This is a genomic window from Nocardiopsis sinuspersici, from assembly GCF_001998325.1.
Classification (GTDB): Bacteria; Actinomycetota; Actinomycetes; order Streptosporangiales; family Streptosporangiaceae; genus Nocardiopsis; species Nocardiopsis sinuspersici.
In genome coordinates, this window is sequence record NZ_MCOK01000001.1 from 5086378 (window position 1) to 5104295 (window position 17918).

Annotated in this window: 15 protein-coding genes; 4 read left to right on the forward strand and 11 right to left on the reverse strand. The window is 69.9% G+C overall.

What is annotated here, in order from left to right; translation table 11 throughout:
• Positions 1-7: 7 nt before the first annotated feature.
• Positions 8-1375 carry an MFS transporter gene (locus NOSIN_RS22050; protein ID WP_077692570.1) on the reverse strand — a complete coding sequence of 456 codons (1368 nt, stop codon included), beginning with the start codon at positions 1373-1375 and terminating at the stop codon, positions 8-10.
• Positions 1376-1914: 539 nt separating this feature from the next.
• On the opposite strand from NOSIN_RS22050, the gene NOSIN_RS22055 reads away from it, so the two are divergent.
• The 3 genes from NOSIN_RS22055 to NOSIN_RS22065 are packed head-to-tail and all read left to right on the forward strand — an operon-like array spanning position 1915 to position 6242.
• Positions 1915-2241, forward strand: a complete 327-nt coding sequence (locus NOSIN_RS22055; protein ID WP_077692571.1) for a trypco2 family protein — start codon at positions 1915-1917, stop codon at positions 2239-2241.
• Complete coding sequence (locus tag NOSIN_RS22060; RefSeq protein ID WP_077692572.1) at positions 2242-4833, forward strand: trypsin-like peptidase domain-containing protein; 2592 nt, start codon at positions 2242-2244, stop codon at positions 4831-4833.
• Positions 4830-6242: an extracellular solute-binding protein gene (locus tag NOSIN_RS22065; RefSeq protein WP_077692573.1), complete on the forward strand. Its 1413-nt coding sequence runs from the start codon at positions 4830-4832 to the stop codon at positions 6240-6242. Before NOSIN_RS22060 ends, NOSIN_RS22065 begins: the two co-directional genes overlap by 4 nt.
• 259 nt (positions 6243-6501) lie before the next feature.
• On the opposite strand, the gene NOSIN_RS22070 is transcribed toward NOSIN_RS22065, so the two are convergent.
• Entirely contained in the window at positions 6502-7920 is a 1419-nt protein-coding gene (locus tag NOSIN_RS22070; protein WP_077692574.1) for a DEAD/DEAH box helicase, read from the reverse strand.
• A 249-nt stretch (positions 7921-8169) separates the two neighbouring features.
• Positions 8170-8373 carry a cold-shock protein gene (locus NOSIN_RS22075; protein WP_077692575.1) on the reverse strand — a complete coding sequence of 68 codons (204 nt, stop codon included), beginning with the start codon at positions 8371-8373 and terminating at the stop codon, positions 8170-8172.
• Positions 8374-8754: 381 nt separating this feature from the next.
• Between NOSIN_RS22075 and NOSIN_RS22080 the strand changes: the two genes are divergently transcribed.
• Positions 8755-9342: a DUF4232 domain-containing protein gene (locus NOSIN_RS22080; protein WP_143832975.1), complete on the forward strand. Its 588-nt coding sequence runs from the start codon at positions 8755-8757 to the stop codon at positions 9340-9342.
• Between the two features lie 255 nt (positions 9343-9597).
• Here NOSIN_RS22080 and NOSIN_RS22085 read toward each other — a convergent pair whose 3' ends face one another.
• From NOSIN_RS22085 to leuB, 8 genes are all read right to left on the reverse strand, one after another.
• Positions 9598-10740, reverse strand: a complete 1143-nt coding sequence (locus NOSIN_RS22085; protein ID WP_170293747.1) for a S8 family peptidase — start codon at positions 10738-10740, stop codon at positions 9598-9600.
• Between the two features lie 262 nt (positions 10741-11002).
• Positions 11003-11341, reverse strand: coding sequence for a hypothetical protein (locus tag NOSIN_RS22090; RefSeq protein WP_077692577.1), 339 nt, complete (start codon positions 11339-11341; stop codon positions 11003-11005).
• A 68-nt stretch (positions 11342-11409) separates the two neighbouring features.
• Entirely contained in the window at positions 11410-11625 is a 216-nt protein-coding gene (locus NOSIN_RS22095) for an MbtH family protein (RefSeq protein WP_077692578.1), read from the reverse strand.
• A gap of 98 nt (positions 11626-11723) precedes the next feature.
• Positions 11724-12335: a 3-isopropylmalate dehydratase small subunit gene (gene leuD, locus NOSIN_RS22100; protein ID WP_077692579.1), complete on the reverse strand. Its 612-nt coding sequence runs from the start codon at positions 12333-12335 to the stop codon at positions 11724-11726.
• Positions 12336-12348: 13 nt separating this feature from the next.
• Positions 12349-13752, reverse strand: a complete 1404-nt coding sequence (leuC, locus tag NOSIN_RS22105; protein WP_077692580.1) for a 3-isopropylmalate dehydratase large subunit — start codon at positions 13750-13752, stop codon at positions 12349-12351.
• A gap of 44 nt (positions 13753-13796) precedes the next feature.
• Positions 13797-15188 carry a hypothetical protein gene (locus NOSIN_RS22110; protein ID WP_077692581.1) on the reverse strand — a complete coding sequence of 464 codons (1392 nt, stop codon included), beginning with the start codon at positions 15186-15188 and terminating at the stop codon, positions 13797-13799.
• A 46-nt stretch (positions 15189-15234) separates the two neighbouring features.
• Entirely contained in the window at positions 15235-16680 is a 1446-nt protein-coding gene (locus tag NOSIN_RS22115; RefSeq protein WP_077692582.1) for a pyridoxal phosphate-dependent aminotransferase, read from the reverse strand.
• A gap of 57 nt (positions 16681-16737) precedes the next feature.
• Complete coding sequence (leuB, locus tag NOSIN_RS22120; protein ID WP_077692583.1) at positions 16738-17859, reverse strand: 3-isopropylmalate dehydrogenase; 1122 nt, start codon at positions 17857-17859, stop codon at positions 16738-16740.
• Positions 17860-17918 lie beyond the last annotated feature (59 nt).

The window sequence follows — 17918 nt, forward strand, 5'->3', positions numbered from 1 at the left end:
GTTCGCCCTACTTGGAGGGGGTCGGTTCGACGTCCTCCACGTTCAGGTCCACGCCCTTGGGCTCCTTGACCAGCGAGACTCCGAGGAAGGAGACCGCGGCGGCCACGATGATGTAGACGCCGATCGACCACGAGTTCCCGGTCTCGGTGAGCAGGAGTTCGGCGATCATGGGCGCGAAGGCGCCGCCGAGGATCGCGCCGATGGCGTAGCCGATGGACACGCCGGAGTAGCGGACCTCGGCCGGGAACATCTCCGCGTACAGGGCCGACTGGGGGCCGTAGCTCAGGCCGAGGGTCAGCGTGAAGACGAAGAGGCCCGTGAAGTACATGTAGATGTTGCCGGTGTCGACCATGAACCACATCGGCACGGACCAGGCGGCCAGCAGCACGTAGCCGAGCTGGAAGGTCCTCACCCGGCCGATCCTGTCACTCAGGATGCCGCCGTACAGCGTGGAGACGAGCCAGCCGAACGAGGCGAGGGTGGTCGCCAGGAGTACGGGACCGCGGTCCATGCCGAGGCCGAACGCCTCGACCGGCCGGGAGGCGTAGGTCGCCAGGTAGGCGATGACGAGGTATCCGGCCGCGTTGTTGGCGATGAAGATCAGCGCGGAGAGGATGACCTCCCGGCTGTTCCTCCTGAAGAGCTGCCCCAGGGGCGCGGAGGCCTGGGCCTTGCGCTCCTGCATCTTCCTGAAGACCGGGGACTCCTCCACGGACTTGCGGATGAGGTGGCCGATGATGATCAGCAGGAAGGACAGGAGGAAGGGGATGCGCCATCCCCACTCCCTGAACGCCTCCGGACCGATGACGGCGGTGATCACCCAGACGACGAAGGTCGCGATGATCATGCCGCAGGGGACGCCGATCTGCGGGTAGGCGCCGAAGAAGCCGCGCTTGCCGACCGGCGCGTGCTCCACCGACATCAGTGCGGCGCCGCCCCACTCACCGCCCGCGGAGAAGCCCTGGAGGATGCGCAGGAGGATCAGGAGGACGGGGGCGGCCACGCCGATCTGGGCGTAGGTGGGCAGCACACCGATCAGGCAGGTGGCGAGGCCCATCAGGACGAGGGTGGCGACGAGCACCCGCTTGCGGCCGAACCTGTCACCGAGGGCACCGGCGACGATCGCGCCGAGGGGGCGGAAGAGGAAGGAGATGCCGATGGTCGCGAAGGACAGGATCTGGGCCATCGCCGGACTGGTGTCGGACAGGGGTGCCAGGTACAGGGGTGCGAGTACCAGGCCCGCGGCCTGGGCGTAGATGAAGAAGTCGTACCACTCGATGGTGGTGCCGACCATGGTGCCCGCGAGGACGCGGCGCCGCTCCCGGGTCTCGATAGCGCCGACCGGCCCTGAGGCCGTTGGGTCGGAAGTTGCCATTGGTGCTCCGTATGTTCTCTGCCGACGGGGGTCGGGATCCGCTCGCAGGCTCATGACCGTGGTGACCACGACGGCGTGGCCACTCTCGTCCCCTTGCACACCACAAGAGGGGAATACGGGACATCGGCCCGAGCCTCAGGACACCATGCCATGTGACCCAGTGCACTTTCTAGACCGGGTCGCGTTTTTCGCAGCTCGGAAGCCGTGTCCTGACCGAACGGTCGGTCGGATTCGAGGTGTCGGCGGCGCCCCGTGATCCCTGACCAGCCGTGGCCGGAACCGGATCGGGCGACATGTCCACGCGTCGACGGGGCGACGCGTCGACAGGGCCATGAGTCGACATGCCGCCGAGCCGGCCCGCGAACGGGCACCGCCCGCGGGAGCGCCGGGGCCTCCCCGTGCGTCCGAGATCAAATGGATACAGCGGAAAACATCCGTTAAAGACAGGTCGGCATGGGAAACTGTCCATGACCGTGTGACCGAAACCACAAGGCCCTGCTCTCGCCGACTCCGCCCCACGAGACTCCAGGAGTCATCAGGTGTCCCCCAGCATCGGACTAGCCCAGGCCATCGAACGACTGCGTGAGGAACTCGACGACGCGAGGAGGGAGGGAGAGGGACACGAGATCGGCATCGAGATCGTCGAGGCCGAGGTCGAACTCCTGCTGGAGGTGCACAAGGAGGGTTCCGGGAAGAGCGGTGTGAACTTCGGCGTGGTCTCCGTGGGCGCCGACGGCAAGGTCGGCAGCAAGGACACGCACAGGATCACGCTGAAACTCGCCGTCACCAGGCCGGACGGGAGGAACCTGTCGATCGCCTCCCGGAACAGGCCCGTCCCGGAGGACGACGGGACCCCGGACGACTAGGTGGACACGAGGTTCGTCGCGGACGTCCGCGTCACGACGCGCGGGGGGAGGAGCGGGGGCGGGACCGGCTATCTCGTCGGCCCCACGCTCGTCCTCACCTCCGCCCATGTGCTCGACGGCCACGACCGTGTCAGGGTGCGCCTGGGCGTCGACCGGGACGGGCGCTTCCTGGCGTGCGAGGTCTGCTGGGAGGACCGCGAGAGGGACGTCGCACTGCTGCGGCTGGAGAAGGAGCAGCCACCGCCCAGGCTCAGGGTGCGCTGGGGCGCGTTCGCCGGGACCGGCCCGCAGCGGTACGAGGCGCTCGGATACCCCGATCTCGCGCTGAGCGGCGACGACCCGGAGCTGAAACACCTCCAGGGAAGCCTGAAGCCGGCGGAGGGCCTCCGCAACGGGGAGCTCAGGCTCAACATCCAGCGGGAGTACGTCAGGGACGTCCCCTGGGAGGGGTTCTCCGGCACCGCCGTGTTCACCGGTGACCTGTTGGTGGGCGTGGTCCTCGTCCACAACCGGACCACCGGCTACCTGCACGCCCGCCGCTCCTCGTGGTGCGCCGAACAACCGGAGTTCGTGCGCCTGGTGGAGGAGGACACCGGGGCGCCGCTGCTGGTCGAGACGGCGGACGACCCCTCGTACCGCGAGAGGGCGCACACCGCGGTCCTGCGTTTCCACTACGCGCTGCGCGCCTCCCTGTCCGGGTGCGCGCACACCTTGGGAGGGGCCGTCCGGAGACTGGCGGGAGGCCTCGGCGGGAGGGGCGCACACGAGCGGGGGAGGGCGGGTGCCGCCCCCGCCGTGGAGGGCGGCCCCGCGGCGGCGCCCGGAGAGGGCGGACGGGGCACCGGGCGGCCGGCCCGGATCCTGGCCGCCACCGCCGCCGCGCTGCTCGTCCTCGTCCCGGGCGGCCTGTACTGGTGGGAGGCGAACGGCTTCCCGGGACTGTCCTCCGGCTGCGCGCCGCCCACCGAGCTCACCGTGCTCACCACCCCGGACCAGCACGCCGCCGTGCAGCGGGCCGCCGAGGACTTCGCCGCCCGCCAGGGCGCGCGGGACGAGGACGGCTGTGTGCCCGTGCGCGTCAGCGTCACCGCGGCGGGCGGGGCCGCGGTGACACGCGAACTGCTGCGCGACGGGTGGAACGACCTGCGCGCGGGACCGCGTCCGCACGTCTGGCTGCCGGACTCCGGCGCGGACGTCGCCCTGCTGCGCGGGGACCCGGGGGACGCGCCCGGGCTGGAGACCGAGGAGGAGGGCGCCACCAGGCTCACGCCCCTGGTGCTGGGACTGCCCGAGTCCGCGAGCGGTATCCCGGCCTGCTCCGGGACCGACCCGGGCGGAGCGCGTTCGGACCTCGTCGTCTGCACGGCCGCGGCCACGGAGGCCGGGCTCCTCCTGGCCCGTCCCTCACCGGAGGCCTCGACCTCGGCGCTGATCCAGACCGGGGCCCTGTACTCCGCCTACGGGGACGGGGGCTCCGAGGAGATCCAGGTCGCGGAGGCCCGTGCGACCTCGGCCGGACTCGACGCCGAGGGCAACCTCGGCCTGCTCTGCGCCCTGCGCGGCGGGGACGCGGATCCCGCCACCGTGGGGGTGTTCAGCACCGAGTACGCGATCAGCGCCTACAACGGGGGCAGGGCACTCGGCCCCGGGTGCGGGCCGACGGGCCGGGAACCGGACGAGCGCCTGGTCCCGGTCTACTTCTCCGAGGTACCCGGCCTGGACCACCCGTTCGTACGGCTGGACTGGGGCGGCGACGACGGGGTGGGGGAGGAGGTGGAGGCGTTCGGGAACTGGATGGGACGGCCCGGGAGCACGGAGGCCTTCCACGGCTACCGGACGGTGGAGGGCGACATGATCGGCGGAGAGGGGGCACGGTCCGCGATGGAGGTCACACACCTCACCTCGGACAGGGACGAGGAGGAGTGGCGGGAGCGGCTGGAGTCCAGCCTCCGACAGCAGGAGCGCTCCCGTACCCCGGTCGAGGTCCTGATCGCCGTCGACCGCTCCGACTCCATGAACGGACCCGGCACGGGGGGCACCCGGCTGGAGACCGCGCAGAAGCTGGCACGGACCGCCGTCGACCTCCTGGGGGAGCAGGACACCGTGGGAGTCTGGGCCTTTCCCGAGGGCGGCCCGGGCAACGACGTCACCGGCCAGGAGCGCGTCCTGCCACCGGAGCCGGGCATGGACGCGCGCCGGGAGGAGTCGGCGCGCGAGGAGATCGACGCGCTGACCGCCGAGTTCCCGGCCACCCCGCTGGCCGACGCGGTCCTGGACGGAGCCGAGGAGCTGGAGTCCTGCGCCGACCGGCCGGGGGAGCCCGGCGCCTGCGCGCTCGTCGTCCTCACCGACGGCGTCGCCCTTCCCGAGCCGGGCGGCGGAGCACGGGCGGACGACGTGGCCGCCGTGCTGGAGGACCTCGACGAGCGCGTACGGGTGCACATGGTGTCCGTGGGCGACGAGGGGTGCGGTGGAGACGGGCTGCTCAGCCGGCTGGCGAGCGCGGGGGCCGAGTGCCACCACCCCCGTGCCGACGAACTCGAACAGGTCGTCTACGGCATCGTGGCCGGGACCAGGGCGGCGACCCCGTGAGGGCCCGCACGCGGTCCCTCGCCTGCGCGGTCCTGTCGTGCCTGCTGCTGGGGTCCGTCGCCTGCGACGCACGGGGTGAGCGGGATGAGCGGGTCCTGCGCGTCGCCCTCCCCGTGGACGTCACCGCCACTGGGGAGTCCGGCGAGGGCGGGGTGTACACGCGGCTCATCGAGCGCTGGGAGGAGGAGAACGAGGGGTGGGAGGTCGACGTCCGGTGGCTCTCGCCCCGGGCCGACGACCAGCGCTCGCAGATGGTCGTGGCGATGCAGTCCGACCCGGCGGCCTACGACGTCCTCCTCCTCGACAACCAGTGGGTGCCGGAGTTCGCCGAACGGAGGTGGCTGGCGGAGGCGGCCACCGGGAGCGACGGCCCGCTGGCGTGGGACGGGTTCCTGGGCCGCGCCCAGGACGCGGTGTGCTACGAGGGCGGGGCTCGGGCGGTGCCGTTCCACATGGACGTGGGCCTGCTCTACTACCGCGCCGACCTGGTCGGCCCCGAGGAGGTCACCGCCCGGATCGAGGAGGACGGCTGGCGCGGCCTGCTCGAACTCGCGGGCGAGGTGCGCGACGAGCACGGCCTGGACCACGGGTACACGGGCCAGTTCGCCGACTACGAGGGCCTGACCGTCAACGCCCTGGAGTTCGTCCTCGGCGGGCATCCCGGCCTGGAGGCGGACAGCCGGGGGACCTTCCACGGGGCGGACGAGGCGGCGGCCGGGGAGGGCGGGGGCGGCTGTGCCACGTCCATTGGGGCGTGCGGGGAGTTCCAGGGCCTGGAGGTGCTGGAGACGGGACTGGACCCGGACGCCGGGGGCGTCATCCCGCGCGCGGCGTTGGAGGAGACCGAGACGGAGAGCCTGAACCGGTTCCGCGGCGGCGGGGTGGTGTTCATGCGCCACTGGCCCCGCGTCGTCCCCCAGCTCCAGGCCGACTCCGAGAGCGCCGAGACGCTCCGGGAGGGACTGCGCTGGGTCGGTTGGGGAGGGGAGGCCGAGGACGGCGACCCGGCCTTCGGGGTGCTCCGGCTGCCCGCGGCCGTGCTCGGCGGCAACAGCCTGGCGGTCACCGAGGAGTCACCGTACGAGGACGAGGCCTGGAGCCTGGTCGCGGGCATGACCGGGCCGGACGCCCAGTCGGAGTTCCGGAAGGCCGGGCTGCTCCCCGCGCGCGGCAGCGGCTACCGGCTGCACGGCGCCGACGAGAGGGACGTCCGGTACTGGGAGGAGTTGCGCGACGCCGTCGGCGAGGGGCTGCTGCGGCCGCGCACCCCCTACTACCCGTACGTGAGCGAGGTGCTGCGGGACCACGTGGACACGCAGATCCGTCCGGGCTCGACCGACCCGCACCCCGAGGACATGGTGTGCGAGCTCAACGCCGCCCTCGCCGGGAGGGTCAGCACGTGCGGCTGACCGCGCCGGGTCCGGGGAGGCGCGGAGTCGACAGGGCCATGAATCGACGGGACCACGAGGCGACAGGGCCACGGGGAGACATGCCGCCGGGCCGGCTCGCGTACGGGCACCGCCCGCGGGGCCGCCGGAGCCGCGCGCCGACGCCCGCGTTCCGGTTCCACCGGGAACGGAGAAGGGGGCCGGGACACGACGTGTCGTGTCCCGGCCCCCGGGTGCCGACGGGCCGCGTTCTCTCACGCGGCCTCACGGCCGAGTACCTCTAGCGGCGCGGGCGGCGCCTGCCCCGTGTGGGAGCGCCGAAGGAGCGGGTGCGCTCCCTGGGCTCGGCGGGGAGCGTGGCCGGGATGCCCGTGGGCGTACGCGCGCCCGTCACCCGTGCGAGCTCGGGGTCCTCGGCGCTGACACGCACGGTGTGCGCGTCGATGCGGGCGTGGTCCATCATCCGCACCATCCCCCGACGCTCGTGGGGCAGGACGAGCGTGACCACGTTGCCCGAGGCGCCGGCACGGGCCGTGCGCCCGCCCCGGTGCAGGTAGTCCTTGTGGTCCGCGGGCGGGTCGATGTTGACCACCAGGTCGAGACCGTCCACGTGGATGCCGCGAGCGGCCACGTTGGTCGCGATCAGCGCGGTGACCGTCCCGTCCTTGAACTGCTGGAGGGTGCGCGTGCGCTGCGGCTGCGACCGTCCGCCGTGCAGGATGGCGGCCCTCACGCCGTTGGCCAGCAGGTGCTTGGCCATGGAGTCCACGGCACGCTTGGTGTCCAGGAACATGAGCACCTGGCCGTCCCGAGCCGCGATGTGCGTCACGGTGTCGCGCTTCTCAGCGGGGGTCACGTGGAAGATGTGGTGCTCCATGGTGGAGACCGCACCCTCCGAGGGGTCCACGGAGTGGACGACCGGGTCGTGGAGGAAGCGCCGGACCAGGGTGTCGACGTTGCGGTCCAGCGTCGCGGAGAAGAGCATGCGCTGCCCGTCCGAGGGGATCTGCTGGAGGATCGCGGTGACCTGGGGCATGAACCCCATGTCGGTCATCTGGTCGGCCTCGTCCAGCACGGTGGTGCCCACCTGGTCCAGACGGCAGTCGCCGCGCTCCACCAGGTCGCGCAGGCGTCCCGGGGTGGCCACGACCAGCTCGGTGCCCCGTCGCAGGGACTGGGCCTGGCGGGACAGGGACATGCCGCCGACCACGGTCGTCACGCGGGCCCTGACCGAACGCGCGTAGGGGGTGAGGGCCTCGGTGACCTGCTGGGCGAGCTCACGCGTCGGTGCGAGCACCAGCGCAAGCGGGCTCCCCGGCTGGGCGGTCCGCCCCTCCAGGCGTGTGAGCAGGGGCAGGCCGAAGGCCAGTGTCTTTCCCGAACCGGTCTGGCTGCGTCCCAGGACGTCGCGTCCCGCGAGCGAGTTCGGAAGGGTCTCGGCCTGGATGGCCGAGGGGGAGGTCAGTCCCTGGCGCTGTAGTACCTCGAGCAGCCGCTCGGGCAGGTCCAGCTCGGAGAAGCTGCTGACCGGGGGCAGGCCCGGGGTGGTGGACACCGGGGGAGCGAACTCCTGGTGGGAGGAGGCCGGCCTGGAGGGCCGGGAGGAGGGGCCACGGCGGTTGCCGGGGCGACCGGCGCCTGGGCGACCGGAGTGCGTTTCACGGCTATGCCCTTTTCGGGAACCGCTGGGTGCACGCATGTAAGACCTTTCGCGGGCAACGCCCGACGCGTGGCGAGCCCTGTACGGGCTCTGAGGACGCGTGTGACGCACCAAGAAGACGGTGGTCCACGGCCCGCATGCGCAAACGCGGCGGGTCGCGGAAGGCTGGTGCCAGTCGAGACGGACGACGGCCAGAGACCAAGCCAGAAAGCAAAGAAGAAAAGCAAAGAACCGGACGGGGGTCCGGCTCACGAAGAGCGGTCCCCCGTCCGACGGAGCCGGAGCTCCCTAGATCACCGAGATGTTCTCGGCCTGGAGACCCTTGGGTCCCTGGGTGGCCTGGAACTGCACGGCCTGACCCTCGGAGAGCTCACGGTAACCGGAGGACTCGATGTTGGAGTAGTGGGCGAAGACGTCGGCGCCGCCGCCGTCCTGCTCGATGAAGCCGAAGCCCTTTTCGCTGTTGAACCACTTGACGGTGCCAGTAGTCATAATGACTTTCCTCACATCTGTATGGAGAAGTCCGCCCTGTGCGGATTCCCCAACGCCACTGCGATGATTTCCCGAGTGGTGATAACGATGGAGAAGGTCCGACCACGAAGTCGACCGACACAAAAGTCAAGCGGGAACCACAACTGCAACTCGATCGAACTTATCACAGGATTCTCCCCACGGGGGGCAGATCACCGGGATGTGTCGGAGGACACCCGTCCTGGTCCGGCCGCTCCCCCGCACTCCCGCCCCCGGACCGGACCCGCGGCGTCTCCCGGCCAACGCCTTCCCCGAGGCAGGCGTCCTATCTTCCAACCGGCCCGCTCCCAGTCACCGATCGACCGCACTGAGTAGACGGTCGCCGTGGAAGAGGGGGATCCGATGAACATGACGTGGCACGGCAACGATGCCCGCACCTTCGAGGAGCAGACCGCCCGCCGCGCCCGCGCCGGGGGCGCGGCCATCGCCGCCGCGATGATCGCCGTGCCCGCCGTCGTCGCCGCAGCCCCGCCCGCCGCCGCCCAGGGGTCCGTACGCGACTGCGCCGTGTCTGACTTCGCGATCGTCGAGAGCGGGCGGGGAGCCGCCGCGGGCACCGCCCACATCGAGTTCACCATGACGCGGACCGGAGAGGGGGAGACGCCCGCGCAGGAGTCGTGCACCCTCTACCGGTACGTCGGCCTGAACTGGGTGGACGCAGGAGGCGAGCGCGTCGGCGCCTGGGCCGAGCGCGAGGGCGAGGGGGGATCGTTCACCGTGGAGCCGGAGGGGGCCGTGCTCCTGACCGTGGCCCAGCCCAACCCGGGCAACTACGACCCGCAGGTGTGCGAGCCCACGCCCGTGACGGGCGTCGAGGTGTCCCTCTACGTCGCCGAGGCCCCGGTCCACGTCCCCACCGGAGGCGGGGACACCGCCTGCGCCAACCCCGAGGTGGCTGTGCCCAGGTACAGGATCGAGCCGTCGGGGTGACGGGTCCCTGACCACCCGCCGGCCGGGACCGGCCGGCGGGTGGCGGCGACGTCGACATGGCGACTCGGCCCGTTGTCGACTCGGCGCCTTGGCGCCAGATCGACACGACCGGAGGCGCCGGCACGGAAGAGGCCCTGCCCTCCGGCGGAGGGCAGGGCTCTCGTCCACACGAACCGGGTGGACCTACCAGGACCTGGCTCCGGGGCCTCGTCAGCGGTCGTCCGCCTGCTGGAACCCCGGGGAGGGACTACGCCGTCATCGGCGCCTCCAGTGCGCCTGCTGAAGCAGCTTGTTGGGTGTGGCGGCGGTCGGTACACCGGTGAGTGCGCCGACCACGGCCGAGCGGTCCAGCGCCCTGCCCACCCGCTCGGGGCTGGCCCGCCGGTGCTGGCCGAGGTAGAGCGCCGCCACACCGGAGACGTGCGCCGCCGCGACCGAGGTTCCGGACATCGTGTGCGTACCTCCGCCCGGCCACGTGGACGTGATGTCCACACCGGGGGCGTACAGGTCCAGTCCCCGCCCATAGCTGCTGAACGACGCGACCTGGTCCCCGCAGTCGGACGCACCGACGGTGATGGCCTCGGCCACCCGCGCCGGGGAGGCGTCGGCCACGTCGTTCGAGACGGCGCCCCCCTCCACCGAGTAGACGACCCCTGAGGCGATGGACCTGCGTACCGCGTCGTCGACCACGTCACTGGGCGGAAGGCCGATGACGAAATTGACCACCGACGGCCCGGAGGCGCGCTCGGTGATCCAGTCGATCCCCTCCAGTAGTCCGTCGACGGTGCCGCCGCCCTCGGCGTCGACCACCTTCACCGAGATCAGGTTGGCCCTCTTGGCCACCCCGTGTTCGGTACCGCCCACGACTCCGGCCATGTGGGTGCCGTGGCCGTGGCCGTCACTGCCGTCCCCGCCGAAGGCGTCGAAGCCGGGGACGACGCGCGGCCGGAGGTCGGGATGGTCGTAGTCGATGCCCGTGTCGACCATGTAGACGTCCACGCCGGCGCCGGCGTGGGCGGGATAGCCGTAGGAGCCGTCGAGTGGAAGCGACGGCTGATCGATCCTGTCCAGCCCGCAGGAGGGCGGTCCCGACTGCGTCACCCTGCGCGAGTTCATGCGCACGACGGTGTTCTGCTCCACCAACCGCACGGACGGGTCTGCCGCGATCCGCCGCGCCTGCTCCTCCGTGGCCTCGACCAGCACACCGTTCAGGGCGCTGTCGTACTCCTTGACCACTCGCGCCCCGTACGCGCTGGCGACGTCGGGCTCGCTCCCCTCCTCGAACTCCACTATGTAACTGCCGCCCACCGCGTCTGCGCTCTCCGCGTTGGCGATGGCCGCGGTCTCCTGGGCGTGTCCCGGGGCGGCCAGTGCGCCGACGCCGAGCGCGGTGCCCATGGCAAGGGCCGTGACAACCTTCGTACGTCGAACGGCCGACGAAACTGCTCTCATTCTTCCTCCTCGCGGTGCGACCCGGTGGTGCCCGCCGCGGAGCGGGGCCGGACTCTCCACGGCACGGCGGCGGTACCGCGACGGGGCCCGTCGTCCCCGTCGCGGATCGCCGTAAGTCCTGTCCTCGGTCGGGCCCGGGCCGTGAGATCACCGTCGGAGTCCGGGAGGGGTTCCGCGGTCACCGCTGAGCGGCCCGAGGCGCACGCGGCTACTCGACGAGCGCCTCGGCGCGTGCCACCAGGTGGCCGGTCCCATCGAGCGAGGCCAGATCGATGTCGGCCACGCAGCGGACCTCGACGTAGTCCAGCGTCAGCGTCCCTTCGATGTGCACCGTCCCGGTGCCGGCCGCGAAGTCCGCCCCACCGGTGTCCGTGGCGCTCTCGTCGACGCGCACGCCCAGGTCGGTTCCCCCGCGCGAGTCGGAGAACTTGATGAAGACGTAACCCAGTTCGGTGATGCGCCGCTGAAGCTCCTCCACAGAGGGGGAGGGGCCGCCGACGACGACTTTCCGCCCTTCCACGGAGAGGCGTTCGACGAGTTCTTCCATGACTGTCTCCTCATGACTTCTACAGACATCTCTGCGGTGACCGCGTGCGGTGTCACCCGGTGGACCGGCTACTTGCCGGAGGCCTGACCCGCCGCTCCGGCCATCTGCTCGCGCAGGCTCCGGGGCCGCATGTCGGTCCAGACCTCCTTCACGTAGGCGAGGCAGTCCTCCCGTGAACCACCGACCCCCGTGTCCTCCCATCCCGCCGGAATATCCAGGTAGGACGGCCACAGGGAGTACTGCTCCTCCTCGTTGACGAGGACCTTCATCTCGTTTTCTGCCATTTCCGTTCTCCAGTCTCTGGTTTCGGGAGAATCCATCCTTCTCACGTCCACGGCACCGAAGGGCCCGGACGGAAGGCGGGGTGACCGGTTCTCGGCCTTCAGGGAAAGAGCCAGGGCGCTTCCTGCCTGCGGGAGTCCTCGTAGGCGAGGATGTCCTCCATATGCGAGAGGGACCAACTGACGTTGTCCAGGCCCTCCATGGCCACGTACTTGTGGAACGCGTCGATCTCGAACCGGTATTCGCGCCCGTCCGAGGTCGTCACCGTCTGGGCCGGCAGGTCGACACTGAGCTTGACGGGGCCCGGAGCGATGGAGCCCAGGAGCTCTCCCACCTCGGACGACGCCAGCACGATCGGGAGGATATTGCTGTTGAAGCAGTTGTTGTAGAAGATGTCCGCAAAGCTCGAAGCGATGATACAGACAAATCCGTATTCCCTCAGCGCCCACGGCGCGTGCTCCCGGGAAGAGCCGCACCCGAAGTTATCGTTCGACACGAGAATGCTCGCGTCCTTGTATTCTGGCTTGTTCAGCACGAACTCGGGATTGAGTTCGCGCCCACCTCCGGTGTACCGCCAGTTGGCGAAGAGGTGCTCACCGAACCCGGTGCGGCGGATCGATTTGAGAAAACGCGCAGGAATGATGTCGTCTGTGTTCACGTCGGACCGCTCAAGTGGCACAGCGGTACCGACATGGGTGATGAACTTCTGCACGGGTGCCCTTTCCCTAGATGCGGCGGACGTCGGCGAGGCGGCCTGTCACGGCGGTCGCGGCAGCAGTGGCCGGACTGACCAGGTGGGTCCTGCCCCCGCGCCCCTGCCGTCCCTCGAAATTACGGTTGCTGGTCGAGGCACACCGCTCGCCCGCCGAGAGGTGGTCACCGTTCATGGCGATGCACATGCTGCACCCGGGCTCGCGCCACTCGAAGCCCGCCCGGCGGAAGATATCCGCCAGTCCCTCCTCCTCGGCCTGCCGGCGAACACTCATCGATCCGGGGACGACGATGGCGCGCACACCGGCGGCGACCCGCCTGCCGACGACGTGATCCGCCGCTATGCGGAGGTCCTCCACGCGCGAATTGGTGCAGGAGCCGATGAAGACGGTGTCGACCCCGACGTCCTGGAAGCGCTGTCCCGGTTCCAGGCCCATGTACTCCAGGGCCTGCTCGATACCGGCGCGGGCCACCGGGTCGCTCTCGGCGGCCGGGTCCGGCACCGTCCCGGTGATGTCGCCCGCCATCCCGGGGGTGGTTCCCCAGGTGACCTGCGGCACCAGGCCGTCAACGTCCAGCCGGTACTCCGAGTCGAAGCGGGCACCCGGATCGGTGGCAAGGGACTTCCACTGCTCCACCGCGCGTTCGAAGAGGTCGCCGGCGGGTGCGAAGCGCCGCCCGCGCACGTAGTCGATCGTGACGTCGTCCGGTGCGACCATGCCCGCCCTCGCCCCGGCCTCGATCGCCATGTTGCACAGCGTCATACGCCCCTCGATCGTCAAGGAGGCGACGGCCGACCCGCTGAACTCGATGACGTGGTGGGTGCCGACGTCGGTTCCGAGCGTGCGGATCACGAACAGGGCGATGTCCTTCGCGCTCACGCCGGACACCGGCGTCCCGTCGATCCGAATGTTCATCGTCTTGGGCTTCTGCTGGAGCAGGCACTGCGTGGCCAGGACGTGCTCCACTTCGCTGGTGCCGATACCGACCGCGAAGATCCCGAGGGCACCGTGGGTGGAGGTGTGGGAGTCGCCGCACACGACCGTCATGCCGGGCAGCGACAGGCCCAGTTCGGGACCCACCACGTGCACGATCCCCTGGTCCTCGCTGTCCATGTCGAGGAGCGCGACCCCGAAGTCCCGCGCGTTCTCCTCCATCGTCTGAATGCATACGGCACTCTGGTCGTCCACGACGTCGACGAGTCTGCGTCCCGGCATCGTGGGGACGTTGTGGTCGATCACGGCCACGACCGTCTCGGGCCGGTGGACCTGGAGGCCGCGCGTCCTCAGCCCTGCGAAGGCCTGCGGCGAAGTCGCCTCGTGGGTGAGGTGCCGGTCGATGTAGAGCATCGGCACTTCTCCGGGCTCGTCACGCACGACGTGCGTGTCCCAGATCTTCTCGAACATCGTTCGGGGCATCGTAGAGTCCTCCAAATAAGCCTGTCCCAACGTCCAGTGACCTTTCAGGCTCCGTGGGGGGCCGCCGCCCCCGCACAGCTCTCTTCCAACTCCTCCCGGGTCAGCTCACGGCCCAGGCGGTTCGCGAGGGCGAGGGTCCTCTCGACGGCCTCCGGGGTGAGCTGCCGGGGATCGCCTCCGTGGTTCATGTGGGCGAGGCGCACGGTGCTCTGACCGCTCCACGGGCTGACGCTCACGGACGGGGTACCGCCGACGGAGGCCGGGTTGACGGCCGAGTACACGGTGCAGGCCATCTCCCGCAGCTTGCCCTCCAACACGGGGTTCCCCTCGTCGCGAGCTCTGTCGGCCATTCCGTGGGCCTTGAGGATCGCGTCGGTGTGAATGCCCGAGGACGTGTGGCTGTAGCGCTTTCCGAGTACCCCGTGCTCGGGGGCCGCGACCCCGACCATGTCCTCGTAGAACGAGATCAGTTCGATCAGCCGCGACATCTCCCACCGGGGTGAGAGGCCGGCCTCCGCCTCGATGGCGGAGAGGTTCAGCACGACCTCCTCCAGCGATGCGTTCCCGGAGCGCTCGCCGACGCCGCGCGAAACGACGTGGACGCGGTCGATGCCGGCCGCCGTCGCCATCATCGCGTTGCCCAGCGCGTTGCCGGTGTCGCGGTGACCGTGCCAGTCCAGCTTCACGTCGGACGCGCCCAGGGCCCGGAGCTCCTCACGGACGAAGCGCACGAGGCGGTAGGTGCCGAGCGGACGGATGGTCCCGACCGTGTCGGCCAGGGCGATGCAGTACGCGCCGCCCTCGACCTGTGCCCGAACGATGGCTCTGACATCCTCGGGGGAGGTCTGCGTGGTGTGCTCGGTCCCCGCGATGACGGGGACGCCCATGTCCACGGTCTTCCTGACGAACGTGTCCAGCCTGTTCAGGATGAAGCCCATGTCCCAGCCCTGCGCGAGCCTTCGGGACGGTGCGCTGCCCATGAACACGACCGCTTCGAGGTCCGGGTGGATCTCCTTGCACTCCAGGGTCCACTTGAGTGACTCCTCCGAGCACATGGAGAGCACCGAGGGCACGACGGAGGGGACTTCCTCCCTCATCCGCGCGAGCAGCTCCTTCATCCTCGTGTCGAGGAGGCCTCCCTTGCCGGGGTAGATCCCGACGCAGGCGTACTTGCCCCCGAACGCGACGAGCAGGGACAGGTACTGGATCATCTCGTCGACCGACGGATATCCGGATATTCCCTGGAGGCCGTCCCTGAGGCACTCCGAGACGATCTCCGTGCCGGCGGCCCGCAAGGCGGGCGGTTCACCGGGAATGTCCGTCACGAGTGGGGCGAGGGGGTCCTCCTCGTTGTTCCAGTTGAAGTTCATCGGAACATCGATGGACCCGTCCTTCGCCGCCAAGGATCCCTCGGGGCTGGTCGTACCCTTCTGCATAACATCTCCTTGTGGAAGAGAAACCACTCGGCATCACGGCCCGCCGCTAACCATTAACGACGGGCAGGATCCCGATCGAAAATCGGATATAGTCGTCTGAATAACCGAATGTCGAACCGGGTATTCCAGCGATCCCGGTCTTCTCGAATACGGAGAAGCAGTCCACCCCCGGCCTGAGCCTGCTCCAGTTGTAGATGGTCGTATCGTTGTCGAGGTAGAGGTGGTCGAAAAGACCGTGCTCTTTGTCGAACGTCTCCAACTGCCGGCGCAGCCGGGACCGGCGCAACCGGTAGAGGCCGCGGATCTTGTCGATCAACTCGGGGCGGTCCCGGAACAGGGTGTGGTAGGCCATGAAACGCAACTGCCACTCCCCGGGGAGTGATCCCACACTGTTCGTCCAGCTCACGCCCATGTCCGCGGCGAACCCGGCGTCACCGAAAACAACCCAGCCGAACCTGTCCCCGGTCAGCGTGTGCGTTTTCGACCAGCTGCCCACATAGACCGTCCGGTCGGCGAGATCGGTCGCCGACGTCAGACTCCGCATGCGTGCCCGGTCCTCTTCCGGCGGCCCCGTCCCGACATAGGCGAGATCGGCGACAAGGTGGATCCTGCGTCCTTCCCCGGCAAAGCGACGCAGAACCTCCTGCAAGGACGAGAGCTCATCGGGCGAGTAAGCGAACGTCGTCGGGTTGTTCGTCACTATGAGGTAGACGACGGAGATGTCCGGGTTCTCTTCGAGGCTCTGAGAAAGCAGCGGTGCCGTCATCTTGAAGTCGTCCTCGGGCCTGGTCCGGGCCGAATGCAGCCGATAGCCGTAGGACGCCGCCTGCAACTCGGGGACGTTGAATCCGGGGGCGGAGAAGAGGACCGCACCAGGAGCCCGCGCATCGAGCCGGGCAAGGTGGGCGATACCGCGCAGGACCTTGTCGATGCAGTCCGCCGCCCCCAGCCCGAGCGCGACGTGCCGTCCCGAGACCGACATTCCCCACTGCCGCATGTCCTCGGCCAGCAGGCCGCGCAGCACGGGATTCCCGACACTGTGGATGTCGTACACGCGCGGGTCGTATCCGGTGGCGAGGAGCCGTCGCTCCGCGTGCATCATCTGCTCGCGGAGCCACCGGTACCCATCACCCGGTGCGATGTACCCGTTCAGGTCCTCTCCGGGCAGCGCGATTCCGAGTTCCTCCGCCAGTGACCGGAAATCCGTGGGTCCGCCCGGTTCTCCCTCCCACTCGGTGATGCGGCGCACGTCGATGTCGCCGATCGTCCGGTTGACGACCCCCCGCCGAACGGCCGCGGGATCGAGGCCGCGTTCGACGCATTCCCGCTCCAGGTCCTGGACGATGCGTGCCATGACCCGGATGGGCGGCTCCGCGTCGGTCCGCGGACCCGTTCTGTGGCGCTGCAGTATCTCCTTCCGGGCCCGTTCGACGAGCAGGTGCTGCTCCTCGATCCCGGCTTCGGCCGTTGAGGAAGAGTCGTGCGGCATCATCGGTGGGAAACCTCCGGCAGGCAGTTCGTCCAAAAGCGCGTATGGGGTGGCGCCGGTTCAGCCCCGAACCAGCGTTTCGCGGATCAGTCCGCCCATCTCACGGGTTCCGACCACCGTGCACCCGCTCTCGTGGACGTCCGCCGTCCGGTATCCCAGGCGGACGACCTCCTCGACGGCGGCCTCGACGGCGGCGGCCTCCCGTTCGAGGCCCAGGGAATGGCGCAGCAGCAGGGCGGCGGACAGGACCGCACCGACGGGATTGGCCCTGTCCTGGCCGGCGATGTCGGGAGCGGAGCCGTGTACGGGCTCGTACAGTCCGAACAGGCCCCCCTCGACACGCCGCGTGCCCAGGCTCGCGGACGGGAGCATGCCGATCGAGCCCGTGAGCATCGACGCCTCGTCGGTGAGGATGTCGCCGAACAGGTTCTCGGTGACCACGACGTCGAAACGCGCGGGATCCCTGATCAGCTCCATGGCACAGGTATCGACGAGCATGTGCTCGTGGTCCACCGCGGGATGGTCGTGGGACACCTGCTCCACGACCTCCCGCCACAGGACCGAGGAGCTGAGCACGTTGGCCTTGTCCACCGAGGTCACCTTGCGGTCGCGCCGCTCCGCGATCTCGAACGCCGCACGTACGACGCGCTCGATCTCCTGCTCGGTGTAGAGGAGGGTGTCGACGGCCTCTGTGCCCCGCCCCGTACGGCGGATCTCGCTGGGTTTGCCCGGGACGGACTCCAGGCGCCCGTAGTAGAGGCCGGCCGACAGCTCCCGAACGAAGATCATGTCCGTGCCCTTGAGGTACTCCGGTTTCACCGGCGAGGCGCCGTACATCGGTTCGCTGGACCGGACCGGACGAAGGTTCGCGAAGAAGTCGAACTCCTTGCGGAGACGGAAGAGCGCCTGTTCCGGCCGGGGGCCGCCGTCCGGGCCTCCTCCGGCGGGCAGGCCACCGACCGCGCCGAAGAGGACGGCGTCGCTCCTCGCGCACATCTCGAACGTGGCGTCCGAGATGGCGGCCCCCTCGGCCGCGATGGCGTCCAGCCCCACGAGGCCCTGGTGGACCGCGAAGGAGTGGCCGTACACGTCCTCCACGGCCCGCAGCGCCCGGAGGGCCTGCTCGGTCACTTCGGGCCCGACACCGTCTCCCTGCAGCACTGTGATCGTGGCATCGCTCATCGGGTTGGAGCCTTTCGTTCGTGGACGGGCGCACTCGTCGTGGACGTCTTCACCGCCGA

Coding starts and splice junctions, on each gene's coding strand:
- NOSIN_RS22050 (WP_077692570.1), bottom strand. CDS start 1,375: ATGGCAACTTCCGACCCAACGGCCTCAGGGCCGGTCGGCGCTATCGAG.
- NOSIN_RS22070 (WP_077692574.1), bottom strand. CDS start 7,920: ATGCGTGCACCCAGCGGTTCCCGAAAAGGGCATAGCCGTGAAACGCAC.
- NOSIN_RS22075 (WP_077692575.1), bottom strand. CDS start 8,373: ATGACTACTGGCACCGTCAAGTGGTTCAACAGCGAAAAGGGCTTCGGC.
- NOSIN_RS22080 (WP_143832975.1), top strand. CDS start 8,755: ATGAACATGACGTGGCACGGCAACGATGCCCGCACCTTCGAGGAGCAG.
- NOSIN_RS22085 (WP_170293747.1), bottom strand. CDS start 10,740: ATGGGCACCGCGCTCGGCGTCGGCGCACTGGCCGCCCCGGGACACGCC.
- NOSIN_RS22090 (WP_077692577.1), bottom strand. CDS start 11,341: ATGGAAGAACTCGTCGAACGCCTCTCCGTGGAAGGGCGGAAAGTCGTC.
- NOSIN_RS22095 (WP_077692578.1), bottom strand. CDS start 11,625: ATGGCAGAAAACGAGATGAAGGTCCTCGTCAACGAGGAGGAGCAGTAC.
- leuC (WP_077692580.1), bottom strand. CDS start 13,752: ATGCCCCGAACGATGTTCGAGAAGATCTGGGACACGCACGTCGTGCGT.
- NOSIN_RS22110 (WP_077692581.1), bottom strand. CDS start 15,188: ATGCAGAAGGGTACGACCAGCCCCGAGGGATCCTTGGCGGCGAAGGAC.
- NOSIN_RS22115 (WP_077692582.1), bottom strand. CDS start 16,680: ATGATGCCGCACGACTCTTCCTCAACGGCCGAAGCCGGGATCGAGGAG.
- leuB (WP_077692583.1), bottom strand. CDS start 17,859: ATGAGCGATGCCACGATCACAGTGCTGCAGGGAGACGGTGTCGGGCCC.